The organism is Agrobacterium sp. AGB01 (assembly GCF_014851585.1).
Classification (GTDB): Bacteria; Pseudomonadota; Alphaproteobacteria; order Rhizobiales; family Rhizobiaceae; genus Agrobacterium.
In genome coordinates this window covers 25,630-51,246 of record NZ_JACVAB010000006.1, presented here as the reverse complement: position 1 = coordinate 51,246, position 25,617 = coordinate 25,630, and the positions used below count along the sequence as shown (strand labels likewise).

Annotated in this window: 18 protein-coding genes; 4 read left to right on the top strand and 14 right to left on the bottom strand. The window is 54.3% G+C overall.

Features of this window, described 5'->3' with window-relative positions; translation table 11 throughout:
- The first annotated feature begins 64 nt into the window (after positions 1 to 64).
- On the top strand, positions 65 to 772 hold the full coding sequence (locus IB237_RS19460; protein WP_192490374.1) for a phosphatase PAP2 family protein: 708 nt from the start codon (positions 65 to 67) through the stop codon (positions 770 to 772).
- 24 nt (positions 773 to 796) lie between these two features.
- Complete coding sequence (locus IB237_RS19455) at positions 797 to 2,041, top strand: FAD-dependent oxidoreductase (RefSeq protein WP_192490373.1); 1,245 nt, start codon at positions 797 to 799, stop codon at positions 2,039 to 2,041.
- A 10-nt stretch (positions 2,042 to 2,051) separates the two neighbouring features.
- Here IB237_RS19455 and IB237_RS19450 read toward each other — a convergent pair whose 3' ends face one another.
- From IB237_RS19450 to IB237_RS19420, 7 genes are read right to left on the bottom strand one after another with little or no spacing between them, the layout of a single operon-like run.
- Complete coding sequence (locus IB237_RS19450; protein WP_192490372.1) at positions 2,052 to 3,209, bottom strand: glycosyltransferase family protein; 1,158 nt, start codon at positions 3,207 to 3,209, stop codon at positions 2,052 to 2,054.
- Positions 3,206 to 4,453: a glycosyltransferase gene (locus tag IB237_RS19445; protein WP_192490371.1), complete on the bottom strand. Its 1,248-nt coding sequence runs from the start codon at positions 4,451 to 4,453 to the stop codon at positions 3,206 to 3,208. The genes IB237_RS19450 and IB237_RS19445 overlap by 4 nt, the downstream gene beginning before the upstream one ends.
- Before the next feature lie 60 nt (positions 4,454 to 4,513).
- Positions 4,514 to 5,722 (bottom strand): glycosyltransferase family protein, encoded by a 1,209-nt coding sequence (locus tag IB237_RS19440; protein ID WP_192490370.1) that lies wholly within the window; start codon positions 5,720 to 5,722, stop codon positions 4,514 to 4,516.
- Between the two features lie 60 nt (positions 5,723 to 5,782).
- Positions 5,783 to 6,958, bottom strand: coding sequence for an ABC transporter permease (locus IB237_RS19435; protein WP_192490369.1), 1,176 nt, complete (start codon positions 6,956 to 6,958; stop codon positions 5,783 to 5,785).
- Complete coding sequence (locus IB237_RS19430) at positions 6,955 to 7,953, bottom strand: ABC transporter permease (protein WP_192490368.1); 999 nt, start codon at positions 7,951 to 7,953, stop codon at positions 6,955 to 6,957. The genes IB237_RS19435 and IB237_RS19430 overlap by 4 nt, the downstream gene beginning before the upstream one ends.
- A 1-nt stretch (position 7,954) precedes the next feature.
- Entirely contained in the window at positions 7,955 to 9,856 is a 1,902-nt protein-coding gene (locus IB237_RS19425) for an ABC transporter substrate-binding protein (protein ID WP_192490367.1), read from the bottom strand.
- Positions 9,853 to 11,742 (bottom strand): ABC transporter ATP-binding protein, encoded by a 1,890-nt coding sequence (locus IB237_RS19420; RefSeq protein WP_192490366.1) that lies wholly within the window; start codon positions 11,740 to 11,742, stop codon positions 9,853 to 9,855. The genes IB237_RS19425 and IB237_RS19420 overlap by 4 nt, the downstream gene beginning before the upstream one ends.
- A 162-nt stretch (positions 11,743 to 11,904) precedes the next feature.
- Here IB237_RS19420 and IB237_RS19415 point away from each other — a divergent pair, with 162 nt between their 5' ends.
- A complete protein-coding gene (locus IB237_RS19415; RefSeq protein WP_192490365.1) occupies positions 11,905 to 12,867 on the top strand; it encodes a glycosyltransferase family 32 protein in 963 nt (320 codons plus the stop codon).
- On the opposite strand, the gene IB237_RS19410 is transcribed toward IB237_RS19415, so the two are convergent.
- The 6 genes from IB237_RS19410 to IB237_RS19385 all read right to left on the bottom strand — a co-directional run bounded on the left by IB237_RS19410 (position 12,859) and on the right by IB237_RS19385 (position 21,024).
- Complete coding sequence (locus IB237_RS19410) at positions 12,859 to 13,602, bottom strand: polysaccharide deacetylase family protein (protein ID WP_192490364.1); 744 nt, start codon at positions 13,600 to 13,602, stop codon at positions 12,859 to 12,861. The two genes, IB237_RS19415 and IB237_RS19410, sit on opposite strands and share 9 nt — an antisense overlap.
- Positions 13,580 to 14,695, bottom strand: a complete 1,116-nt coding sequence (locus IB237_RS19405; RefSeq protein ID WP_192490363.1) for a glycosyltransferase family 4 protein — start codon at positions 14,693 to 14,695, stop codon at positions 13,580 to 13,582. The genes IB237_RS19410 and IB237_RS19405 overlap by 23 nt, the downstream gene beginning before the upstream one ends.
- A gap of 14 nt (positions 14,696 to 14,709) precedes the next feature.
- The gene (locus IB237_RS19400; RefSeq protein ID WP_246788121.1) at positions 14,710 to 16,425 is read right to left on the bottom strand and encodes an adenylate/guanylate cyclase domain-containing protein; all 1,716 of its coding nucleotides are present in this window, start codon (positions 16,423 to 16,425) and stop codon (positions 14,710 to 14,712) included.
- 269 nt (positions 16,426 to 16,694) lie between these two features.
- Entirely contained in the window at positions 16,695 to 17,558 is an 864-nt protein-coding gene (locus IB237_RS19395) for an MBL fold metallo-hydrolase (RefSeq protein WP_192490362.1), read from the bottom strand.
- 237 nt (positions 17,559 to 17,795) lie between these two features.
- Positions 17,796 to 18,251, bottom strand: coding sequence for a cyclic nucleotide-binding domain-containing protein (locus tag IB237_RS19390; RefSeq protein WP_192490361.1), 456 nt, complete (start codon positions 18,249 to 18,251; stop codon positions 17,796 to 17,798).
- 46 nt (positions 18,252 to 18,297) lie between these two features.
- Positions 18,298 to 21,024, bottom strand: a complete 2,727-nt coding sequence (locus IB237_RS19385; RefSeq protein WP_192490360.1) for an ABC transporter ATP-binding protein — start codon at positions 21,022 to 21,024, stop codon at positions 18,298 to 18,300.
- Positions 21,025 to 21,370: 346 nt separating this feature from the next.
- Here IB237_RS19385 and IB237_RS19380 point away from each other — a divergent pair, with 346 nt between their 5' ends.
- Complete coding sequence (locus IB237_RS19380) at positions 21,371 to 23,173, top strand: alpha/beta fold hydrolase (protein ID WP_192490359.1); 1,803 nt, start codon at positions 21,371 to 21,373, stop codon at positions 23,171 to 23,173.
- Here the strand turns inward: IB237_RS19380 and IB237_RS19375 are convergent.
- Entirely contained in the window at positions 23,170 to 25,614 is a 2,445-nt protein-coding gene (locus tag IB237_RS19375; protein ID WP_192490358.1) for a glycoside hydrolase family 2 protein, read from the bottom strand. The genes IB237_RS19380 and IB237_RS19375 overlap by 4 nt on opposite strands.
- Between the last annotated feature and the right edge of the window lie 3 nt (positions 25,615 to 25,617).

Below are 25,617 nucleotides of genomic sequence, written 5' to 3'. Positions count from 1 at the left end.
TTGTTTTCCTGAACGGCGAAAGCCATATGCTGAAGAGCGGTAAGGTCAGACCAACAGGAGTTGCATGAACAGATTTATTGTTTCCAGTGGTTGGGTGTTTCTGGCCTCTATTGTTCTGGTTCTGGTTTTCATGCCGTTTGATGCCTCTCTTTCCGAGAGAGCGCAGGGTTTGCCGGGCAGGGTTGTCGGCTTCAACAGCGCCATTACCGATCTTGGTACATTTCGGTGGATGCTTTATTCGTCGGGTTTGGTGATCATTATCGCCTTCATTGCCGGGAAGGTTTATCGCAACACGACCTATGTCGGAAAATTGCGAACGGGTTACCGGCTGTTTTTGTATTTCTTCCTGACAATTGCGTCTGCCGGAATTCTGGTCCATCTGCTCAAGTTTCTGATCGGTCGGGCAAGGCCGGAACTGTTCAGTGAACTCGGTGCCTTCAGCCTCACACCTTTTGCAGGTCAATGGTCTTACGAGAGTTTTCCATCCGGCCATTCGACGGCTATCGGAGCGCTGTGTGGCGCGCTTGCCATGCTGACCCCGCGTCTGCGGCCGGTCTTTCTCTTGCTTGCCCTCATCATCGGAATTTCACGTGTCATCGTTGGGGCGCATTATCCAAGTGATGTCGCTGCCGGTCTGTTGCTTGGTGTGTGGACGGCTATGGCCTTTGCCTTTATCTTTGCGCGGTACAACTGGTTGTTCCGGTTTGATGACAAGGGCTGGCCACAGCCCAAATCAGTTTTTACTGCGAAAACGGCCGATAGGGTGCAGTGACTGGCAACAGGTCTGGGGAGTGGAATGAACGTTCAGCAGAGCCTTTCCGACAATCCTCCAGCCGTGCGGCGTTTGGAAACCACTGTTGCGATTGCCGGCGGCGGACCTGCCGGCATGATGCTGGGTTTGCTGCTGGCGCGTGCCGGCATTGATGTGACAGTCATTGAAAAACACGGAGATTTCCTGCGTGATTTTCGTGGCGATACCATCCATCCATCAACGCTTGAGGTGATCGAGCAGCTTGGTTTCATCAAGGAATTTCTGGAACTGCCGCACACCAAGGCAGAAAAACTGCATGCGCAGATCGGCGATGACACGATCACCATTGCCGATTTCTCATGGTTGCCGGTCAAGAACCGCTTCATTGCTTTCATGCCGCAGTGGGATTTCCTGAACTTTCTTGCAGGCAAAGCTGGGCAATACGAGAACTTCCGCTTGTTGATGAATGCGCCTGTGACTGGCCTATCGATAAAAGACGGTCGCGTTTGCGGGCTGGAGATCTCAACACCGGAAGGCGATGTTGTCATCGAGAGTGCGCTCGTCATTGGTGCGGATGGTCGAAACTCCGTCGTGCGAGACAAGGCCGGCCTTGAGGTTGAACAGTTTGGTGTGCCAACCGAAGTCTTGTGGATGCGACTTTCCAAACAGCCGGGTGATCCCAACGAGACGATGGGACATGCCGGCCCCCAACAAGGTCTGGTGTTGATCGATCGCGGTGACTATTGGCAATGCGGTTTTGTGGTGCGCAAGGGTACATTTGCCGAGCTGCAACATAGGGGTATCGAAGCATTTTGGGATGCAGTTGCGTCTGTCAGTCCTCTGCCGAAGGACAGGATGCGGGAAATTGCGTCATGGGATGATGTACATCTGCTGACCGTGCGGATCGATCGTCTGAAACGCTGGTGGCGACAAGGTCTGCTTTGTATTGGTGATGCCGCCCATGCCATGTCGCCGATTGGCGGTGTCGGGGTCAACCTTGCCATTCAGGATGCGGTTGCTGCCGCCAATATTTTGACACCTGCACTCAGGACCAGAGGTACCGTTTTAGATATTGACCTTGTAGCTGTTGAAGCACGACGCTCCTTCCCGACCAAGGCGACGCAGAAACTTCAATTGATGATGCGCAGCCGGCGAAAGGCACCGAAAGCCAATGCGGGCAAGCCATCGGGACCGCCAGGTTTTGTAAAGGCGATCATCAAATTCCCGCTTCTTGCCCATTTGGCCGGCCGCTTGATCGGCCTTGGTTTCCGGCGGGAAAAGCTGAAATAGGCTATATCTGTCAGCGTGATTGATAGAGCTTGTGCAGAATTGCAGCGGTGCCTTGCGCGCCATTGAGATCAAGGTTCTGACTATCAGGTGATGGAAGTGCCAGGGCCTGTCTGATGGCATCTGCCATGGCCGGGCCGGAGATTTGGTCTTCCTGCAGGACATGGGCTAGCTGTAACTTCGCCAGCCGCTCGGCACGGGCACCCTGTTCGGTTTCACCGCCGACAGCGAAGGGAATAAGAAGCGAGCGGCATTTTGCCCGCAAAATATCGCAGACCGTATTATAGCCCGCCTGAGAGACCGACAGTTTAGCCGCTGACAGCAGGCTTGGAAAATCCTTGCGGAAACGGAAAACGGAAACCTTGTCATTGGCCTGAGCGGAAATCGCGTCGAAGTCGGGCTGCGGCATGTTGGGGCCTGTTATCAAGCACCAGCTGTTTACATCGTCAACGATGTTTGATGCTTCTAATGCACTTTTGATGAGCTGCGCACCGACGGCGCCACCACCTGCGGAAACGACCACGTCATACTGCTCCGTTGGTGCTGGCGGTGGTTCCGGGGCAACGAGGCCAGTGTAAACCACGCGTGCAGAAATCTCGTGCGCGAGCGGGAACGTGTCCTCAAGCTTCACGAAATTCGGGTCGCCATGCACCAGAATGGTGTCAAAGTGCTTCTTCACCAGTTCGATTGTTTCTTCGTCGCGGCCAGGTTTGTTGCGTTCCTGTAAGATATCGCGCAGCGACGTCATGAGCAGTGGGCGTGGCCGTGATTGTTCGATGGCTTGCAGCAAGGGCAAAAGCTCAAACCGCACCTGCCGCCGACCGAACGGGAAGGCCTCGATAATAACGATATCCGGTTTCACCTCTTCAAAGGTGTTTAAAAGCAGTGTGGTGCGCAGCTGCTTGAAGCTGTCATCGACAGCCTTACCGTTGATATCGACCAGACCGGAAAATCCGCTGTCGCCAACTGCGATCGGCGGCAATGCCACGTGCTTCAAACCGTCAGCCGGAAAACCGGGGACCGGCAGACCACCGGTTACCAGCGTGACATCAAAACCGTCTCTCTGCATGGCATTGGCGACGCGGCTTGCCCGCGCAATGTGACCGATACCGAGTAGATGCTGGACGTAAAATAAAACGCGTGGTCCCGGCGTGGCGGTTTCTGTGGTCATACGCCTTTTCCCCACTCTTGTTCGAACAGGGATTTGAGATGGGCAATGCTGGTATTGTTATCGAATGCGGTGCGCACTTTTTGCTCGGCGGTAGCACCAAGTCTTGTGCGCAGGGCGGGATCGGTGATCAAAGTATGTAGTGCTGTGGTGAACGCGGCGACATCTTCCTGATTGGTCAACAGGCCGTTTTCACCTGAGATGAAGAATTCCGGGATACCTGAAATGTTGGTAGACAGACAGGCGAGCTTCTGGCTAGCAGCCTCAACCAACACGTTCGGCAGACCGTCGCGGTCACCATCCTGCGTGATGCGACAGGCAAGTGCGAACAGGTCGGCTTTGCGGTAATGGTCCAGAACCTCCTTCTGATCCATCGCGCCTTTCCAGGTCACCCGGTCAGCAAGGCCAAGCGAGTTTGACAAAGCCTTGAGGCTTTCCAGCTTCTCACCTCCGCCGATGTGAACGAGTTGCCAGTGCAGAGATGGGGGCAATGAGGCCAGCGCTTTCAGCAGAATATCGATGCCCTTTTTCTCGACGGCGCGACCTACACTCAAAATGGTGATCGGCTGGGCAGCATCCGAGCCGTCATTGGCTGGACGGTCGGCATCAAAATGCGGAAAACGTGTCAGATCCAGCCCGTGATAGCTTAAGTGAACCGTGTCCTTCTGCCGGGCCAGATTACGCAAATGCTCATAACCGCTGGCGGTGCAGGTAACCGCCCAGCGCGCGCTGTTGAGCTTGCCCGAGAGATCGCGGTCGTTGGACGTCCAGATATCCTTGGCATGGGCAGAGATTGTCCAGGGAATATCCGTCAGTAGGTGAGTATAGGCGGCGACGGAGGCGGGCGTGTGTATGAAATGCACATGCAGCCATCCGCCATTGTCTGGCCACTCGGCAGCAAGAACGGCTGCCTGACCAAAGCGGCGAATGCGGTTGCGGTTCACGTCATGGCGAAAATCGCACAGAAAGCGTTTGAAGGCTTTGCCAAAACCAGGCCGTTTGCGGCAGGCCCAAAGCGCCCGCAAAACCCTTATCGGTTCTTCATGCAGATATTCTGGCAGGTAAGAAACCGGAGCCTTGATTTCATCATGGACGGGATGGCGTTTCTTGTCGGTAGGACGCCGCATGGCGACCAGTTCCAGCTCCAGCCCGGCTTTCTCCAGCCCAAGCAATTCCTGTGCAATGAACGTCTCAGAAAGCCGCGGATATCCCTTCAAAAGGACGACGATTTTTTTCTTGTCGCTCAAGCTCTTACAATCTCTTTTTTCTCGGAAGGCTATCGGCTGCTTTGTGGTGTTCAAAAGCGCTTAGCCTGTCGCCTTGGCGGCGTTGATGTCTTCGCTGGCATGCAGCCATTCTGCTATTCTGCGCGAAATGTTGTGCAAACCATCGAGCTGCAAGTTCTGGGAGTTTGCGGAGGGCGGCTGTCGGTGTGGCAGGGCCTTCAGCGCCTCTGCCATAAGCTGAGGATTTTCTGCTTCTTCCGGCAACAGCATGTCCAACAGGCCCAGTTCCTTAGCACGGCTGGCGCGGATCAGCTGTTCTTCGCGGGGCACGACGCGGGGCACGATGAGAGCCGGTTTGTCGAACGAAAAGATTTCGCAAACGGTGTTATAGCCACCCATGGAAACAACGGCCTTCGCGCCGGCAACCAGATCTTCCATACGGTTGTCGAACTGGATGATTTCCAGATGCGGAATGTGGGCAGCCTTGCTCAACAGCCTGTCGCGTTGCTCGGTCGGCATGTAGGGGCCGAGAACAACAAGAGCCTTGTGGGTCAGTGTCTTGTCATAGTCATAGGCGTTCAGAACATCATCAATCAGTTCGCTGCCATCACCGCCGCCGCCGGTAGTAACGAGGATGTAGTCATCCTTGGGGCGAGGGTTGTCGATTTCACTTTGCGTTTGTGATCGTTGCAGGAAGCCAACGAACTCCATGCGATCGCGTACAGCTTGGGGAACATCGAGGCCATTGAGCGGATCGTGGAAATCGGGCGGCCCGTAGACCCAGACATTGTCGTAGAATTTCGCAATCTTGTTCATCACATCATTGCGTTTCCATTCGGCATCAAGAAGCTGTGGCGCATCCATGACGTCACGTAGGCCAATGACCAGCTTCGTGCCTTGCGATTTCAGATATTCAAGCGTTTCCTCGACTTCGCCGCGCAGGCCCATAGGCTCCTTGTCGACGATGAAAACATCCGGCTGGAAGCTTTCTGCGGTGTGGCGAATGATCGACCGGCGCATTTTCAGCGTGTCCTGAAGGTCGATATGACGATCCAGCGAAGTGTATTCGCCATTGCGCAGCTTGATGATACTGGGAATTTTGACGAAATCGACGCGGGCGCGATAATCGAAAGCCCCGGCTATCGTGGCGCCGGAAATGATCAGCACGTTTAGGCCACGGTAGTCTTCTACCAGCGCATGGGCAATCGTGCGGCACCGGCGCAAATGGCCAAGGCCGAACGTATCATGACTGTACATCAGGATGCGTGCATCGTTCAGACGGGATGTCACTGAGAATGCCTCATGGTGTTTGGACAGATGATGGCGAGGTGCCGGACTACCGGTTTTTGCTTATTTGAAAGGATCTGCAGCATCTCGTAGACCGTCACCCAGAAAATTGAAAGCCAGTATCACAAGGACAACCGGTAGCGTTGGTAGCAGGAGCCAAGGATATAACGCAATAACGCTGACACTGCGCGCCTCAGTGAGCAGAATTCCCCAACTTGTGATCGGAGGGCGCAAACCAAGGCCGAGGAAGCTGAGGGCAGTTTCGCCCAGGATCATGCCGGGGATAGTCAGTGTTGCCGAAGCGATAAGATGCGACATGAAGCCGGGAATAAGGTGCAGGCCAATAATGCGGCGGGTGCTTGCACCCATCAATTGCGCAGCAAGAACATAGTCTTCCTCGCGCAATGCCAACAGTTTGGAGCGCACCGCTCGTGCAAGTCCCGTCCAGTCCAGCATGCCGAGAATGACGGTGATGCCGAGATAAACGAGGATTGGGCTCCAGGTGACTGGCATGATTGCGGCAAGCGCCAACCACAGCGGAATGCTTGGAATGGACTGCAGAACCTCGATGATGCGCTGAACGATCAGGTCGAATACGCCACCGCGATAACCGGCAAGACCGCCAATCACAATTCCGAGAATGAAGCTCATGGTCACGCCAAACAGGCCGATTGTGAGCGAGATGCGTGCGCCGTAGATGATGCGCGACAGCACGTCACGACCCAGCCGGTCTGTTCCCAGGAAAAAGAACTCGCCATCTTTGGCAGGGCAGACCAGATGCGTATTTGACTCGAAAAGCCCCCAGAACCGATAGCTGTCGCCACGGCAGAAGAACCGTAGCTGCTGAATGTCGTTGGGGTTGTCAGTATAGACGCGTTTTAAATCTTCCATTTCCAGCGACATGGTCCGTCCGTAGACGAAGGGACCAATAAATTTGCCGTCATGGAACAAATGCACGCTTTGTGGTGGCGCATAAATCTGCTCAACATTTCTGGTGTGCAGATTATAGGGTGCAAGAAACTCCGCAATGATGATGGCGAAATACGCCAGGATCAGAAAGATGCCGGAAAACAGCGCCAGCTTGTGCTGTTTGAACTGCCACCACATCAGCTTTAGCTGTGAAGCCCGTGCAATTCCTGCCATGCCGCTGGTGTTCGGTTCGACCAGATAGGGGTCGAATGGCGCGGTTGATACATAATGCTGCAACGGTTCACCGGGACCGGGAATAGGCGCGCTCATTTATGGCTCCCTCCGCCCAGGCGAATACGCGGATCAAGGATGGCAAGCGCAATATCCGACACCAGGACACCGATGACCGTCAGGAATGCCAGGAACATCAGAAATGACCCTGCCAGATACATGTCCTGACTTTGCAGCGCTTTGATGAGCATCGGTCCGGTGGTTTCCAGAGACAGCACGACGGCGGTGATTTCCGCGCCTGATATGATCGATGGCAGGATGGAGCCGATGTCGGAAATGAAGAAGTTGAGGGCCATGCGCAGCGGATATTTGGTGAGAACGCGAAACGGGTGCAGGCCCTTGGCGCGGGCGGTGACAACATATTGTTTCTGCAACTCATCCAACAGGTTGGCGCGCAGTCTGCGGATCATGCCAGCCGTTCCGGCGGTGCCAATGATCAGAACCGGGATCCACAGATGTTCAAGAATGGATTTGAACTTGGCCCAACTCATCGCCTGACCGAGATATTCGCGGTCCATCAGATGGCCGATCGATGTGCCGAACCAGATATTGGCGAAATACATCAGAATCAACGCGAGCATGAAGTTGGGAATGGCAATGCCAAGCAGACCGAGGAATGTCAGGCCGTAGTCACCCCAGCTGTATTTGTGGGTTGCTGAGTAGATGCCGATAGGGAATGCGAGAATCCAGGTGACGATAATGGTGACGAAAGAGACGAGAACCGTCAGCCAAAGACGGTCGCCAACCACGTCACTGACCGGCAACTGGTATTCGAACGAATAACCGAAATCACCAACCAGCATGCCCGATACCCAGCGCAGATAGCGGATCGGGGCGGGCTGGTCAAAACCGTAGCGGATGCGAAGGTCTTCGATTTCTGCCATGTCGGCGGTCTCGCCCATGGCGCGGACTTCTGCGACATAACTTTCGAAATAATCGCCGGGTGGAAGCTCTATGATCGTGAAAACCAGCATGGAAATCAGGATCAGCGTCGGGATCATGAATAGGATGCGGCCGAGAATATAGCGCAGCATATTATGCCCCTTCCCCGTACCAGAATGTATCGGGCATATAGACACCAAGGTAGGATGTCGGGTCGTAACCGAACAATCCCTTCGGCGGAATGTTGTTCAACCTCGATGAATGCACGAGCGGTTGCAGCGCGCCATTCACGGTGCCGATCGAAAAGACCTGCTGCGAATAAAGTGACAACATCTGCTGCCAGATTGCGGTGCGGTCTTCGAGCGTGGTGCTGGTTCTCCACTGCTTGAGAAGTTGCAGCAACTGGTTGACCTCGGGTAGATCCGGCGCTTTGCCCTCGCGGCCGCCAGACAGGTAGTGCACGCCCCACAGTGGCCATTGCAATTGATCTGTGTCGGTGGGAGCAAGACCTGATGGCAGCATTTCCGCTGTCGGAATGCCATTGTCCATGCCCATCCACACGGCCATCGTCACTTCGCCACCCATTGCGCGGCTGCGGAATACGTCGCGCTGTGTAACGCGGACAGAAAGTGAGATGCCGACGTCTTTCCAGTGATCGGTCACCAGTTCCATCACGTCGGTTTCGAGCGTGCTTTCACCTGAGGATTCGACAACGATATGGGCAGGACGACCATCGGGCAGCAAACGTATGCCGGATGAATTTCTGGCTTGGAGACCCGCTTCATCAAGTAGTGCATTTGCTGCCTCTGGATCAAACTGGGCCCAGGCTTGCGCAAATTCCGGCTTATAAAGCGGGCTTTCCGGCAGCACTGTGTCAGAGCTTTCTGTGCCCAGACCATAAAAACAGGCCATATTGATTTCGTGGCGATTGATGGCGATCGACAAGGCGCGCCGCACCCGAACATCCTGAAACAGCGTGCGCCATTGGCTGTCACCGCAGGTCAGATTTGGCAACAGGGCAATTCGCGATCCTTGGGTACGCTTCCACAGGTTGACCTTGAGAGGGTAGCGGTTTTCCGCGTCCTTCAGGAAGGTGTAGTCGGAGAAGTCCAGGCCGAGCAGCTGCAGGTCACTGTCACCCGACGCTGTTTTGGCTGCGATGATTTCGGACGAGGAAACGTTGAGGACAAAACGGTCGAGATAAGGTAGCTGTAAGCCGTTTTCATCGATCCGATGATAATAGGGATTGCGCTCAAAAACGAACTGTTCGGCTGGCGGCGCAGTCAGCGGACGCCAAGCGTCAAGCGTCGGCAGATCAGGGTTTTCCGGTCTGTTCTGGCGTGACATCTTGATGTGGAGGCCACTCCAGTCATCAACTTTGTTCTTCTTGATAAGGGCCGCAAGTTTTTCAGGTGTCTGGTACTTGCTGTGGAACTGCTTCATGTAGGCGGAGGGCAGATAGAGGCGGGCCGGTGAGGGAGCTGCAAGCTTGGCCAGAAAGTCTGGATTTACCCCCTCCCAGGTATAGCGCACCGTCAGTTTGTCGATAATTTCGACGGTAGGTGGCAGATCATGCACCTTGAGGTCGATGGGCGGACCGCCCTTATGGATTTCCTTGTTCAGCGCTACGTCTTCCCAGAAATAGCGAAAATCTTCGGTCGTAAAGTCACTGCCATCGGACCATTTGTGGCCCTCGCGCAGACGCAGGGTGAAAATACGTCCTTCGGATATATCGTAGCTTTCCAGAATATCCGGCTGGAAACTGAACTTTTCGTCGTAACCAACCAGACGGGCATAGGCATTGATCGGCATCAGGCGGGTATCGCGTTGCCCACCAATTAGCATTCGCACCGAACCGCCGTGTTTTCCGGGCATGCGACCAAGTGATTTTAGGTCGAGGACGCGGGGATTTTTTGGTAGACGATTGGCAATGTCAGGCAGTTCGCCGGCCTGTACTTTTTGCTTGAGGCTTTCCGGTTCCACCAGCGCGGCACGGGCGGTCGCCGGGACAAGAGCCGAAGCAAGCAGCATCAAGGTGGTGCGCCGGGTTATCATGAGCGCAACTCCGTTACGTCGACATTGCGGTTGGCAAGCACGACATGTCCATTGCCCAGGTCAGCGGGCGCGAGACTGTGGCTGCCTTCCGACTGGAACTGGCGGCCCCAGCTGGCACGGTTGGTAAAGCCCGATTTTCCAAGTTTGGCATAATCCAGCGGACGATCCAGATCAGGGAAGGGAACCGCTGTCAAAAGTGCCCTGGTGTACGGGTGAACCGGGTTCTGCATCAGGATTTCACGGGGCGCGATCTCAACAATGCGGCCGTCGCACATTACGGCAACGCGGTCAGCCATGTAGTCGACCACAGCCAGATTGTGGGAGATAAACAGATATGTCAGCCCCAGATCCCGCTGCAAATCTTTCAGTAGATTGAGGATCTGCGCTTGTACGGAAACGTCAAGCGCTGAAACAGGCTCGTCGCAGATCAGCAGTTCAGGCCCAAGTGCCAGAGCGCGGGCGATGCCAATTCTCTGTCTTTGGCCACCGGAAAAACTGTGCGGGTAACGATTAAGGGCGCTGTCACCAAGTCCGATGGCTTTCAGCAGCGCACGCACGGCTTCTTTCCGGGTGCTGGCATTGCCGCGATTGTGGATTTCCAGCGGTTCACTCAAGATATTGCCGACAGTCATGCGTGGCGACAGTGAGGACACCGGATCCTGAAACACCATTTGGATTTTGGTACGCAATGTCTTGAGGTCATCGCCGGCGGCATTCAGCACATCGATATCGCCGGCATCATCATGAAAGGTGACGCTGCCGGCATCGGGCTTTACGGCACGCATCAAAATCTTGCTGACCGTGGTTTTACCACTTCCGCTTTCCCCAACCAGACCGAGGCACTCTCCACGACGAATATCGAAACTGACATTGTCGACGGCGAGGGTCTTGGTCGCAGAGGCTTTTTCAAACCAGCCGGCTTTGCGGATGGTGAAAGACTTTTCGATGTTATCCACCGAAAGCAGGACGCCGTCCTTCTTGTGTTGCTTTGTGGTGCTGCGCCCGATCAGGCTGTGTTTGTCGATAGTGACTTCACGCAACGCCTTCAGCCGTTCTCCCGGCTTCATATCAAAATGCGGAACGGCCGCCATCAGTCCCTTGAGGTAAGGATGGGACGGTGAGCGGAAAATCTCGTTGACCGGGCCGGCCTCCATGATCTCACCCTGATAAATCACGGCAACTTCGTCGGCTATATTGGCAACGACGCCGAGATCATGGGTGATGAGCAACATGCTCATGTTGAGACGTTCCTGTAGGTCCCTTAGCAATTTGAGGATTTGCGCCTGGATCGTCACGTCGAGAGCCGTCGTGGGTTCATCGGCGATTAGCAAAGCCGGGCGGCAGATCAGTGCCATGGCAATCATCGCTCTTTGCCGCATGCCGCCGGATAGCTCGAACGGGTACATGTTGCAGACTTTGGCCGGGTTAGAGAAACCCACCAGATCAAGTGTATCGAGCAATGTTTCGTAACGCTCTTTTGGCGAGAGCGTCGTGTGAATTCTCAAGGCCTCATCTATCTGATTGCTGATGGTGTGCAGGGGCGAGAAGGATGTCATCGGCTCCTGAAAGACCAGGCCGATACGGTTGCCGCGGATGGAGCGCATTTCTCGCCCATCCTGGGGAAGCGATAACAGATCGACCGGGCCTGCCGATTTCTCAGTGTCATTAAACAGGATACGGCCGCTGGTGTGTGCTGTTCTTGGGTGCAGACCCATGATGGTCTGGCCGAGAACGGACTTTCCGGAACCGGATTCTCCGACCAGTGCGGTGACCTTGCCTGGCAGAATACGCAGGCTGACATCGCGAACGGCATCTATGGTTCCACCCATCAAAGAAAACGAGACGCGCACATTTTCAACGCGCAGCAAATCGACGCCTGTTTTCATGCCAATGGGTTCCCTGTCTCGATCCTTTTGTTTACCTGTAATACGAATGGGTAATCAGGATGTTACAGTCACGTTATCGCAGGGCCATTGGTCTGTCTATGCTTGCGTATGGGCAAAAGCGGAATGACGTTACATCCGCATTTGAACGGGACCAAAGGAAACATGGCGGACAAGACCTATTATGACGCTCTGCTCGCCGATGTCAGAAGATTTCAGAAGGAAAATCGCCTTGATGAGGCGAGGTCTCTGCTGCGAGACTTGCAAAAAGAACCAGATAACGGCCTGATGGGTCCCAAAACCGTGTTTGGTTTGCCGCGCAGGCTGCATGCGGCCTTGCTGCGGCAGGCCAAAGTGGAAAAAGACGCACTCAAACGCATTGGTTATCAATACACTCTCGTTCCACCACCTGAGGTGCTGGCTCCCTATGGTCTCTTTGATGTTAGCGGACATCGCGCGCTTGCAGAGGCAAACCGAAAGCCGGTCCCGAAGATCATTCACCAGATTTGGATTGGATCAAAAGAGCCTCCGGTCAGCATCGAGGCGTGGCGTAAACACGCTGAAGACCATGGCTACGAATTCAGGCTGTGGCGCGAAGCCGACATTGACCGTGAGGGTATTACGGATAATCCGGTCTTTGCCGACATGTTGAGACGCGGAGATTATCCCGGGGCGGTTGACGTGGCTCGTTATGTCATTCTTGAGCGCTTTGGTGGGATCTATCTTGATTGTGACTGGTACCCGGCGCGCGATGATATCAGCTTTCATGACCTGTTGCCGCTGCAGGGCCTGACCGCTTTTGCCGAAGAGGTGCCACGCGATACGGGACGAGGAAGTGTGCTTCTGGCCAACTCTTTTATCGCCGCACCGCCACAGCATCCGGTGTTCACCCGTATGCTGACAGCCATTCCGGCGGCGTTACAGGATATGCCACGGGCACCAGCTTGGTGGGCAACGGGTCCGTTGCTGTTTACAGTTGTTGCGCGCGCGGCATCGATCTGCCTTGCAGGGGCGGATTTTGTCGCCGGTTCGTTGCCGGACAAGGCACCACTTGATGACGTGCTGGCAGTGCGCGCTGCAATTGATGAAAACTCGTCCGGTCTGCTTATCGCCTGGAAATCATGGTGACAGTGTCGCCATCAGCTGTCGTGAAGCGCGCCAGTTGCAGGCAGGATGGTTGGCGGTAAGCTCAAACAGCTTTTCCAGAAACGCCCAGGCACTCTCATCATGCACAAGGTGATGGGTCAGAATACCGGTGATACTGCCACCATGCGGTTCTGATCGCAGCCGCGTGGCGATTTCCTCAAACAGCGCGTGGTGTGGTCGTCCGCCGCCGGTGCCGTGCCAATCCATCAGATCGATATGGGTGTTCAGAAGCGGCAAACTTGCCGGTTTGTTTCGCCCAAACACCGACAGTGTCTGATAGCCGATATCCGGCAATCCATCGACGATACCGTCATCGATCCGGTTCCACGGCGGTACCAGCATGGAAATGAACTGGTTGGAATAGAGGTCGTGCAGTTTTTCAAAGCCATCGCTCAGTTCGGACAGAACGATTTCTTTCGGCCTGTGCAGACCGAGTTCGCGCTTTTTCTCAGTTTCTGCCGCGTAATTGCGGTGCGACCAGCCATGCACTGCCACATCAATATGTCGGTAATCCCGCAGATAGGTTGCCAGTCTCTCGCCGGCATATTCAGGAATCACCGCCAGCGTCAGGGGAACAGCATACTGCTGCGTCAGACGAACGAGTTTTTCCAGAGCGGCTGTCGGTTCAATCGCGTCGTCATCCCTTAACCACAGATCAACCGATTTTCCCTGACTTGCGAATTCATCCAAAGTTTCACGAAGGGAGATGGCTGTCATCGGTGGTTCCAATATCGTTCGTGAGAATGGTGTTGAGGTTCTGGCTTGCACGATCAAGCGAACGTTCCGTCGTTGCGAATAAACGTGCATTACTTGCCAGCGTTTGCCTGTCGTCGTCATGACGTAGCAGATGTTCTATTGCCGCAGCATAGGCATTCACATCATTTGCCGGCGTCAAAAAGCCAGTCTTGCCATGCTGGACCACTTCCGGGACACCGGCTGTGTGTTCTGCGACAACAGGAAGTCCCGCCGCCTGCGCCTCCAGATAGGCCAGGCCATAGGCTTCGCCATGACCCGGCCAAACATAGATGGCGGCATTGGCCAATATGACTGCGATGTCTTCGGGCTTTTTTTCGCCATGCCAATGAAGACGTGACGGGTCAAACCCATTAAACAAAACCTCGACGTTTTTACGCTCCGGACCATCTCCAATGATATCCAGTGTCCATGGCAGGTTGGGCGGTAGTTGTGCCAGGGCGCTTGCCAGCGCAGCATAGCTTTCCAGCTTGTCGCCAGCGCGCATCATCGCCACCGTTACCAGCCGGAAAGGGTGAGGTGCCGGTTTTTGTGCAAGGAAAATGGCGGGATCAATAAATGGCGGCAGCATCGCCAACCGGGCGTCAGGTGCGGCCGTCAGCAGGCCGTCATGATCGCGTTTGGTAAAGCAAAGATTGACGGTCGCACGCTTTATACCATCCAGCAGACGGCACTGGTTTTCAGCCCAGTTGCCGATGTTGCGCCGGTTTGAATAGGACGCTTCCGATGTGATGTAGGCAATGCCAAATTCATCACACAGCAAAGGACCAAGCAGGTCCGGCGCCTTGTAATAGGGATGGTAGCAGAACCAGACGTCCGGTTTGCCACTTGTATGCCATTGCTGCCTGATCCGGCCAATTTCCTCCCTCGCACTTTGCAGCAAAGTCTCGTAATCGGGGTCGTCGGCATTTCGCAGAAAGCTGCGCAGCTCCGAGACCACAGATACATCATGGCCAGCCATCGACATGGCTTGCATGAGTAATTGCGCCATCAGCCGGTCGCCGGAGGGGACGGGATGATTGGGCGATTTGAGCGGAGCGTAGAAAGCAATTTTCATAATGGAGACTGGATTTACGCCGGAGTTGGCAGGAAACGAGCACTTTCCTGCTCCGAGATAACATAAACGCGCATTTGGGACGACCGTCCGCGCACTGTGATATCGTGTTTTTGCAGATCGCTTATCGGCGCGCCTGACTGGACGATAGCGGGTTCCGAGACAACGATGGTGGCATTCAATTCCTTTGCCACACTTTCCAGGCGGCTCGCGACATTGACCGTGTCGCCGATCGCCGTCAGCGATTTGGCCTGGCCATATCCCATTACGCCGACGATGGATGGGCCGGTATGAACGCCAATGGCAATACGAAGATGTACCGAGAATTCTTTCTCCAGTTCCTCATTCAGACGCTCTATGTCCTGCACGATCGTCGCTGCTGCTCGCATGGCATCCCGGCAGGCGTTTGCCGAATTACCATCGAGGCCGAACAGAGCCATTGCGCCATCGCCGATAAATTTGTCCAGCCTGCCACCGGATTGCTCGATGGCCTGGCCAACAATCGCAAAATAGCGGTTGAGCAGGAACACGATGTCATAGGGAAGGCGGGCTTCCGTCAACGTCGTAAAGTTCCGCAGATCACAGAACAGGACAGCAATTTCCTCTTCGCGACCTGGACGGATTGGCTCACTTTCGGCTGGGGCGACCTGCTGGTGGTTTTGCGAAAGAAGCAGCGCAACACGAAGGTTGGACTGTGGTCGCAACTGACAGCCAAGTCGAATATCCTGATCTGCATGGATACGTTGGAGAGTGGCTCTCTCAATATCACCGGGTGGCGGGAGGGGGGCGTCACTTTCGAGAATTCTCACTCGGCAGGTGGAACAGCGACCCCGTCCACCGCAAACCGAATAATGAGAAATGCCATTCAGTCGGCTCGCCTCCAGCAGTGTCATGTCCTTTGGAGCGCGAACCGTTGCGCCATGCTCATAATGAATATCGATCGATGTCGAGTTCTGCCGCAAAGTGCGTGCACCACGCAGCAGGAACACTGTGCAGACCATGCCGACGAATGTCAGTTGGATGGATTTGACGATGTTGTTGATGTTGTCATCAATGCTTGCCTGCCGGGGGTCCAGACGGTGCAATTCATTCGGCGCCGCAATGATGGGGTTGGGCAAGGCCCTGTAGCTCTGGGCGCTTTCAAGCTCGCGTCCGGCACTGCTGAAGCCGAGCAGTGCCATAACCGGTACCAGAACGGCGATTGTCAGGAAATAGGGTGCGACACGCGGATACCAGGAGCGGTATCGCAGCCAGAAAAACAGGCCGATACAGCCATGGCTCCAGATGACAACAACAGCCACGCTTTGCCGTACGCCCGCCACAGGCGCATTGATCCACAGACGGCGGATGACATTCTCATAGGTAATGGGAATGCTATAGAGCATGCTTGAAAATCTGAGACTTGCGGCATGCTCGATAATCAATAGTGGAATGAGAAGCCCGAATATCAGCTGCAGGGCCTCACGCATCGGCATGTTCAGGGTTCTGCGTTTATAAAGCGCATGCAGCACGAGCAGAACATGGGTCAGAACTGCGCCATAAAAGACGCTGAGACTGACTGGGTTCATCCAGACAGCAGAGAACCAGCGTTTTCCGTGCTCGGCCGCTTCAATGGAGATCAGGCCAAGCGCGTGATTGAGCAAATGCATGCTCAAAAACGAGAACATAATCAGTCCGCTGAGCAGACGCAGTTTTTGCAGTTGTAGCGATGCAGGAAGATTATCGGAGTTCATCTGCTGTTGCCCGATGATAAACGGTCTTTTGGGTCATGACGGGAACAGAATATTCCTGGTGTTTCGGTTGCCGTTTGTTGCCCAAAGATGCCGACTTCCTAAAGACAGTATGACTGATGGTGTTGAATAGCAAACAGCATTGCTGTGCGCCTCGAATATGAACCACAGTGAACAGCATAGTGAGGTTATGGTGGCGAAAAAACAGCAGGCACGTTTCATACCTGCCAAATCTGCATCACGGCCCATCACATGATTGGCATTAAAAATACTTAGAGTTCAATGGTCTGGCCATCAAGGGCAGCAAATGCGCCATTAAATTCCAGTCTAGCTTGCGTATCGATCTTGTCGAGATCTTCGTCACTGCGCCACGGAGAGTGATGGATGAAACCGACACGGGAAGCATTGGCAAGTTTTGCCAGACGAATGGCCTGCTGCCAGGACGAGTGCCCATAGCCCTTGAACTGTTGCATTTCATCATCTGTGAAAGAACAGTCATAGAGGAACAGATCAACATCCTTGATCAGTTCCAGAACATTGGGATCATTGATGCCTGGCGTGTGTTCGGTGTCGGTGATGATGGCCATTGTCCGGCCTGCCCATTCGATACGATAGCCGATGGCGTTACCGGGATGGTTGAGCATGCCGGTCTTGATGACCAAGCCCGGTCGAACATCAAGCGTGTCGCCAGCCTTGAAATCCTGTGGGTCGATCTTGGCGCAGCATATGTCGAGCGGTGCCGGAAACCACGGCGGGCTCATGAATTCGTTGAGCATCTGGCGCGTAGTCTTGATGCCGGCCATATGGCCCGACCAGATGGCAACCTTATTGGCCTGATTGAAGAACGGCTTGAAATAGGGGAAGCCGACAATATGGTCGTAGTGACAGTGGCTGAAAAACAAATTTATGTCGGAGACACCCTCAGCCTTCAGCGACATGCCGGCTGGCATGATGCCCGATCCGGCATCAAAAATGAGAACGTGCTCTCCGCAGCGAACTTCGATGCAGATGGTATTGCCGCCATATTTGGAGAAATTTTCGCCTGATACGGGCAAGGTGCCTCGTGCACCCCATATTTTCACGCGGAATAAGTCTGCACTCTTTTCCCGACTTGTTTCGCCGGAACTCGCTACCATGATCCACCTCTACTCACCACGGTTCCCATGATACTCTGTGTTTCATGGTGCCGTGCCGCAAGCTCCATCCTGATGATGCCCTGCGGTTGAAATGCTGTCTCTTTAATTCAGTCAGCATTTCAGTTTTATTACAACAAAAAATATTCTTCCTTTTTAATTGTTCCGGTTATTTTCTGCCTCAAAGCGCATGTGAACGAAAATATCCGGTGAGGATAGGGTGCGTGTCACGCAATAAACTTAATGTTCGAGCCGTGCTCTTGCCTTGCCCAGCTCCGTTGTGGTGCTCGTAAGACGTTCTGCGAGAACGCGCATGACCTTGATGGTTACATCCGGGAAGTCTGACATCAGCTTGAAGAATTGTTCCTTGCCGATGCGAAGAGCTTCAACCGAGGTTGATGCGCGAACCGTTGCTGTTCTGACACCGTCACACAGAATGGCAATTTCACCGACGATGGCATTGCCGCTCATTTCGGTCAGCTTGATCTGGCCGGACGGCGAATCCACGAGAACATCAACCTTGCCGGTCAGAAGTACGTAAGCGGCATCACCCATATCGCCCTGACGAAACAGATCTTCGCCAGCCATATAGCTCACACGGTCGGATGAAAAAGCGAGAAGCTTCAGCTTGGATGGCTCCATTTCCGAAAAAAACGGAACACGCCGCAGCATCTGTATTTCATCTTTGAAAAGCATTGCCTTGTCCTATCCGGTTCTTTGTCAGCTTTCGGCTGTCATGCGCTTAAGTCGCTACCATCTTTTGAAATATAGCGTTTTCTTCGTTAAGAGTCTCGTATGTTCCATCTGCCGCCAGAGCGCCTTGATTGAAGACAACCACGCGGTCAAACATACGCGTTAGTGAAACATTCGACAGAACCCATATGATCGCTGGCTTGTCATCTTCGCGGTGCAGAAAGGTCATGACGCTTTCAACGATTGCTTCTTGCAGGCGGTGGTCGAGACCTGGCAGCGGGCGATTGAAGATATAATAATCGGAACGTCGTATCAGCGCGCGTGCCAGATTGAGTTTCTGTCTTTGTAGTGGCGACAGACGTTTTCCGCCCGCACCGACATTAAAGTTCAAACCAACTGCCAGAACACGTTCATAAAGACCTTGATCATGCAGCACATTCGCGACGATGCTGCGAATACGTCGCGATGCATCTGTGTGTCGGTGGCTAATCTTGCCAAACAGAATGTTATCCAGCAGGCTTGTAGAGCTTAGATAGCGATCCGGGTCATAAAGTTCAATGAGACTGCGCAAGTCGTCCGGCAGGCCATCATGGAACTGGTGACGCACCTCGACGATCTGCTTCATCAGATCAGGTGTCAGCAAACCAAAACGATGGCGTGGTTCGATGTAGAAAAAGCTCAAACGCAGCATGGCGCGTTTTTCAGTGTCAGTTGCGCCGTTGTATTTGTCTTCGCCAACGTTTTGCAGACGCTGCAGTATCTGCTGATAGGCCGGAATTTCTTCCGCCGTCAGGAAGGTCACCTGCTGGAAGAATGGGTGGTCTGCCGGCAGATCGCCGAAGATTTCGATCAGGTTTTCCGCAATCGTATAGCCCATGTCGAACAGCGTGCGTGACAGGCCGGTTTCGATCATCAACTTGCGGAAATACTCACTCTCGACAATCGTGCGGCCTGTCAGGGTGGTATCACGCATGGTGCCGAACAGCAGGTTTTCACCGACCGTTGCTTCTGTGTTGTAGCTTTCCAGCTCAAACGGCACGATGATGTTGCTGAGATTTTCGCGCTGCAATTCGCCACGCAAGGCCTGACGCATTTCAACAATTCGGGCAGCAAGATGCAGGTCAGACAGCGGGTCGATGGATGAGCGAAGCGCAAACTCGAGAATGTCCGACGAAAGCTGAACTTTCTCGAGAACCGTGAACATGTCATGCGCTAGGCTGCCCGGCTTATCACTGCCGCTAGGTGTGGATTCGTAATCGATCCAGTCTCCGCGCAGATCCATGTCGGTGTTACCGGCAAGCTTGGCTTCCAGAATTTCCCATTTGCGGGTGTCCGCTTCCTTGCCAACATAGGACTTCGACTTCAGCGGCGCATGTTTGAGACCGTAAAGCAGGTTGTCCTTCAGGCTGCCGTGGAAGAAGTAGGTGTCGGAAGAGACATAGGAAATGCGCCGCCCAGTGGTGGATTCGGGTATTTCGAGTATGTCGTCCGAAGCGATACAGATCTTGCCGCTGGCGGGACGAATGGTGCGTCCAATTGCTTCGGCAAGTGCTTCAGCCGCCGCACCGCCGACAATGGCGATTTTTTCGCCGCGCTCGATACTAAGTGAGGTCGGCTCGAGAATGCGCGCACCGCTGTCGTCGTCGAGAACCAGCTTGTCGATGGTGATGGCAGCCGTCAAAGTGCCAGCCGCCGCCAGCGAAACTGTCTGGATTTCCGGCGGGATCATGTTCGACGAATCGAATTGTTCGATGACCTGCTCGTATTTGACCTGCACATCCTGGCGTGCCTGATCCCAGTCGATCAGCTCCTTGAGCGGTCCCGGCAGTTCCTTATAGGCGTTGATGACGGCAACCAACTGACCGACGTCAAGGCTACCCTTGAGGGTCAGATAACCACCGATCGCGTAGAAAAAGAACGGTGTCAGCTGTGCCAGGAAGTTGTTGATGAACTTGACCAGAAACTTCCATTGGTAGAGGTCATAACGAATCCTGAAAATCTCACCAAGCCGATGGGCAGCGTCGGCGCGTTCATAATTCGATGTGTCGTAGGCATGGATTGTGCCAATACCATCAACGATTTCACCGATGCGGCCGGCCAGAAGACGGGCGCTCAACTGGCGCTGACGACCCAAATCGATCAGGCGACGACGCATCTTTGGAATGATGCCGACCTGTATCGCCGCCATAAAAGCAGCAATCAGCCCGAGCCACAGGTTCTGTACAAGGATGAAGAACAGCGCCGAAAATGCCTGTCCGCCAAGAAGGGCGGGCTGCACGAAGGCGTCGCCGGTAAAACCACCCAGCGGCTCCACTTCGTCTTTCACCATACTTGATATTTCCGACCCCTTCACTCGCTTGAAGTGAGAAGGCGGAAAACGCAGGATACGGTCGATCAAGTCAAAACGAATGCGGCGAAGCAGACGCTCGCCAAGCCGGCCCTTAAAGGTGTTGATGTAATATTTGAACAGGCCGTTGATGATGACGAGGACGAGGAAGGTAAAACTCAACCCCATAAGGGTCATCATTCGGTTGAGTTCGACGCCGGGAAAAAGCGTCACGGTACCCCAGAATGGAAGATCGACTTCCAGATGCATGAACAGCTGGGTGGCGTTTACGCCTTCAAACCCGCCGCCCTGAATCGGACCGTTGACAATCTGCTTTGGCAGATCAAAAGACAGGAAGTATGGAATCATCGACAGGGCGACGATGAACAAAATCCAGAGTTGCTGCCGCCTGGTGTGGGTCCAGATATAGCGGGCGAGGCTTTTTTCCATGTATGCTTAAATGCCCTGTCGGAGTGAAGGTGACTATAATTAATGCCTTGGGTGGCGTCAAAGCCATCCTCGCAAACATGTGAGCTTTATTGGTTGAGGAAATAGGTTCTGAGCGGTGAGATTGCCAGAGCAAGATATTATTCTCGGTGAACTAACTGCGATGCTGATTAACTGCAAGCGTGACGCGGTTCAAATTTATGTAAGCGACCGGTGTGATGATTTGCGTGCATATTACCCTAAGATTCGCGCCAGGGTTTTATGCTTTGAAGAAACACACTATGCAATGTGCTAATATTTAAGCTATTTGCGGCAAGGTATGTGGAAATCAGAGCGGTACGGTTTGGATATGGTAGACACCTCGCAGATCAAGACTGATCTTCCTCAGAATATTGATATTCAAGCGAAAAGCAGGCTGCTTGTTTCCTATGCCGCGAGGCCGGTGGTTTTTTCGCAGTGCGCAGGCATTTTTCATTTTCCCGATGAAAACAATCTCACGGATACGGCTGTGCTTTTCCTCAGTCCTTGGGGAATGGAAGAACTGTGCACGCGCAAACTGCAGCGTATCATGGCGGAGCGCCTGTCGGACGTCGGCATCGCAAGTCTGCGTTTTGATTATCCGGGCACGGGTGATTCCCTTGATCCTGATGGGAGCGATGCGGGTGCTGAGGTCTGGATCCAAAGTGTTGTGGATGCTGCCCAAACCCTTCAAGCTTCATCCGGCTGCCGGAAACTGGTGGTGATCGCGCAGGGCCTTGGTTGCATCATGGCCTGCGAAGCCTTGACGAAAGCGGGTAAAATCGACGCGTTGGTCATGATGGCGCCGGTTGTTTCCGGTCGCAATTATCTGCGTGAAACAGCCATGTGGTCTTCAATGATCGATGACGGGCTTGGTTTGCCTGCAGATCAGCGGTTGAAAGATCCCGGTTCCATAGCAGGTCTTCTAATGCCGGCTGGCGTTGCGGATGCGATCAAAAAAATCAATCTGCTCAAGCTTGAAACCATCCTGTCCTTCGATTGTCTGTTTGTGACGCGGCCCGAGCGCATTGCCGAGGACGATCTTCTTAAACATTTCAAGGCTTTGGATGCCAAAGCCGACGCCATTGCGTTTGCCGGATATGATGCGCTGGTGTCCTCTCCAACCCAATCCATCATTCCCGATGGTCTCGTTGAGAATATTGTCTCATGGGTGAAGGAGCGGTCAGAACCTTGCGCTGACGGACCTATCCATGCAGATCAGCCACAAAACGCGGTGCTGACCGGGCCTGGATTTACCGAGACGCCGGTTCAATTCGGTGAAAGAGGTCGTCTGTTTGGGGTGGTGTGTGAGCCACTTGGCCAGCCGCGAGGCGCCAATGTCGTCTTCCTCAACTCAGCCTATGACCGCCATTCTGGCTGGGGACGGCTGACTGCGCGCATGGCCCGCGATCTGGCGAAAGAAGGCATAACCTCCTTGCGATTTGACGGCGCGAATATTGCCGACAGTCCACCGCTACCGGGTGTTCCGCAACAGGTTCTCTATGAAGAAGCGCAAAATATCGACGTGATCGAAGCGGTCGATTTCATGCAGAGCCGCGGCAAGAGACCGGTGATTGCGGCTGGGCGGTGCAGTGGTGCGTTTGTGGCCTTTAGCAGTGCACTGGCCGATGAGCGCATCAGGGGGGCCATCGTGGTGAATGCGGATTGTTTCCGCTGGGAGAAAGGGCGTTCTGTCGAGGATAGCCTTGATCATAAACCGCGGTCGTTTGGCGAATATCGCGAACGCATGTTGAACCGGGGCACCTTTACCCGGATCCTGAAGGGTGAAGTGGATTTGCCGAGTGCTGCCATTAACATTGGCAAGGCGGTCGGCAAACAGATTGGCGTCAGGACAGCACGACTGTTCCGCTCACATAATGAGTTTGGTCGTTCGGTCTATGCGGCGTTTGATACTTTGAAGGCCCAGAAAACCAAGGTGGCGCTTCTCTACAGCGAAAATGATGCCGGACTTGATCACTTCAATTATTATTTTGACGTGAGCGGGCGGGGGCTGAAGGCCTACCCCAATGTGTCCTTCGCAATCATGCCAAATGCAGATCACAATCTTTCGCCGGAACATGCGCGCAAGATTTATCTCGACAAGGTCAGGGAGCTGGCGCTGGCGGCGGATTAAAACCGCAGCACCTGTTTTGAGGACAGTGTGGTGATTTCACCCGATGGCAGCATTTCGTCACCGCTTCTGGCGACCAGTTCAATCGTCTTGGCGGCACCCGGTGCGAGATGGAACCAGTCGTCCGAGGCGCGGAAATTATCCACCTGGACACGAACGGACTGTGCCAGCCGATTGGTTGTCAGTTTCAGACACCAGTTTCCCTTGTCGTTTCGCAGCAGATGGACCTCGATATCGGGCGCGTGCATCGCCCATGACCGGCCCAGCGGGAAATGAAACGCTTCTGACATGACCTCCTCGTCAGCAGCATTTTTGAGCCGCGCTACAGTGACATCATGGGACGGCGGACCGAAGCGATAGGCATAGGTCGTATCAAAAAATGCCCCGAACAGATCGCTCGCTGCGATGGTTGTGGTCTGTCTTGCCGCAAGATGTAACTCTCGCCGTGCGCTTACGACCGGCTGGCTGCCATCTCTCAGGCAGGTCAGTTCAACAATCAAATCCTGCGCAGCTGAGGTCTCGTTGATGACGTGGACGTCCAGCCCATTGGTGCCTTCATCGCTCAACAGCAGTTGTACCGGGCGGAATGCTCTTTTCAGACCATACCAAGCCGGTTTTGGTTCGCCGGTTGCGTCAATCACGCCCCAGCCGGCACCCGGCATCAGGTCTTGCAATGTCCAGACGAGGGCACCGTTGCAGGATGAACCGGGCCGGCGCCATTCAGCAAATGTCGCCTCCATCACGTCAGCGGTGACGGCGCGGGAGTAGTCGAGATAACGGCTTGGATCTTCACGGCGCAATCGGTTTGGAACGACGTCATAAAGCTCTGTCACGTAATGCTCACGGATATCTTCAAAATCCCAGGATGCGCTGCGGTCACGGGGGACTTGCTTTTTCCATGTGGGGTCAATCACTGCTGGCACCGATAGATGCCGATCAAGCGTCTGTTGTTGCGGCACGTTGGAAAATGCTAGGCATTCGGCTGCAAAACGCACATTGGCGCGACGGGCATCGTCCAAAGGGCGGCAGTACGCGCCGACACCGTAATAATGGGCTATTCCAGAATTCGGATAAAACGGTAATGCACCGCCGCTGGGTGAATTGGCAACCAATGGCACATCAGGACGTTGGCGGGTTGCCAGTTCCGGCAGGATTTCCTGTGTTAGCGAGCCATTCCAGATTGTTTCCGGCAGGCCAAGCATGGCGCCTTGCTGGTGCATTTCACTGCCACCGCAGAGGATGGTCAGCGAGGGAGACGAGGCCGTTCCCGCAAGAAATTGCGACACTTCAGTTTTGACGTGCTCGCAAAATGTTTCATCCTTTGCCGGATAATCAAAATTCGCAAACATCAGATCCTGCCAGACCATGAGGCCCAATTCGTCGCAGAGTTTGAAGAACTCAGGCGTTTCATAGGTCATGGTTCCGCCGATGCGGATCATGTTCATGCCGGCATCTGCAGCCAGTTTCAGCCATGGCTCGTAATCGGTGCGCGCTCCGGGAAGCCGCATGATATCGGCATTGGTCCATACGGCGCCACGGCAGAAGATGCGCTCACCATTTATCTTGATGGTAAAGTCATTGCCGTCAGAACCGCTATCGACCTCAATGCGGCGAAACCCCGTCTGACCCAGAGGGTATGTTTCGCCACCGATCTTCAGTGTGACGTCATGCAGTTGCGGTGTGCCATGCGTGTGTGGCCACCATTGCGCAACGCTGGGAATGGTCAACTGGCCAGCGATATCGCCGTCGTCGTTCTGTTGCAGCGTCAGCGAATGATCGGCACAATGAACTGAAATCGTATCAGTGCGGTTTTGCAGTTTGAAGGCGATCGAGAGAAGGCCATCACCTTTGTCTGAAAGGTCGGATCTGAGCACCAGATCCTTGATTGCCTGCTCGGCGGGGCGCGAATAGCTGATTGGCCGCCAAGGACCTACGGCGTGGATCTCCGGGCACCAGCCGGGCATATAACCGAGCGCCGTGGTTCTGATTAGCCGTAACCCTTGTGTGTTCATCATTTGCGGCCGCCAACTCGCCCTTGGTCCCTTGCGGGCAAGGTGTGGCGCGAGGGCGCGAAAACATATCGCCAAATTGTCGTTACCGCTCAAATGGACGGAAACATCGTGACTTTCAAACATGCTTTCGGATGACAGGATCAGCGTGTCGTTCAGAAACACCTCTGCCACGGTGGCAAGGCCAGCAAAGTGCAGCATGACATCAGCCGGCGCATCAGTTTTCAGGGCAAGCCTGTACCACGCATCGTGCGTATCAAGTGGGTGCGGGTTGTTTCGGTCGAACATGCCGGCATTTTCCAGCGCTTCGGCAACGGTGCCGGGAACACATGCCGTGATCTGCTGTGTCTCTGCGGAAATGTCCGATGGTTTCTCGAAAGCGTTGGCAGGTGTGGTCGTCAGCATCCATCCATCTGAAAGGAGGGTATGAATCATGCT

Coding starts and splice junctions, on each gene's coding strand:
- IB237_RS19460 (WP_192490374.1), top strand. CDS start 65: ATGAACAGATTTATTGTTTCCAGTGGTTGGGTGTTTCTGGCCTCTATT.
- IB237_RS19455 (WP_192490373.1), top strand. CDS start 797: ATGAACGTTCAGCAGAGCCTTTCCGACAATCCTCCAGCCGTGCGGCGT.
- IB237_RS19450 (WP_192490372.1), bottom strand. CDS start 3,209: ATGACCACAGAAACCGCCACGCCGGGACCACGCGTTTTATTTTACGTC.
- IB237_RS19435 (WP_192490369.1), bottom strand. CDS start 6,958: ATGAGCGCGCCTATTCCCGGTCCCGGTGAACCGTTGCAGCATTATGTA.
- IB237_RS19430 (WP_192490368.1), bottom strand. CDS start 7,953: ATGCTGCGCTATATTCTCGGCCGCATCCTATTCATGATCCCGACGCTG.
- IB237_RS19425 (WP_192490367.1), bottom strand. CDS start 9,856: ATGATAACCCGGCGCACCACCTTGATGCTGCTTGCTTCGGCTCTTGTC.
- IB237_RS19420 (WP_192490366.1), bottom strand. CDS start 11,742: ATGAAAACAGGCGTCGATTTGCTGCGCGTTGAAAATGTGCGCGTCTCG.
- IB237_RS19415 (WP_192490365.1), top strand. CDS start 11,905: ATGGCGGACAAGACCTATTATGACGCTCTGCTCGCCGATGTCAGAAGA.
- IB237_RS19410 (WP_192490364.1), bottom strand. CDS start 13,602: ATGACAGCCATCTCCCTTCGTGAAACTTTGGATGAATTCGCAAGTCAG.
- IB237_RS19405 (WP_192490363.1), bottom strand. CDS start 14,695: ATGAAAATTGCTTTCTACGCTCCGCTCAAATCGCCCAATCATCCCGTC.
- IB237_RS19400 (WP_246788121.1), bottom strand. CDS start 16,425: ATGAACTCCGATAATCTTCCTGCATCGCTACAACTGCAAAAACTGCGT.
- IB237_RS19395 (WP_192490362.1), bottom strand. CDS start 17,558: ATGGTAGCGAGTTCCGGCGAAACAAGTCGGGAAAAGAGTGCAGACTTA.
- IB237_RS19390 (WP_192490361.1), bottom strand. CDS start 18,251: ATGCTTTTCAAAGATGAAATACAGATGCTGCGGCGTGTTCCGTTTTTT.
- IB237_RS19385 (WP_192490360.1), bottom strand. CDS start 21,024: ATGGAAAAAAGCCTCGCCCGCTATATCTGGACCCACACCAGGCGGCAG.
- IB237_RS19380 (WP_192490359.1), top strand. CDS start 21,371: ATGGTAGACACCTCGCAGATCAAGACTGATCTTCCTCAGAATATTGAT.
- IB237_RS19375 (WP_192490358.1), bottom strand. CDS start 25,614: ATGATTCATACCCTCCTTTCAGATGGATGGATGCTGACGACCACACCT.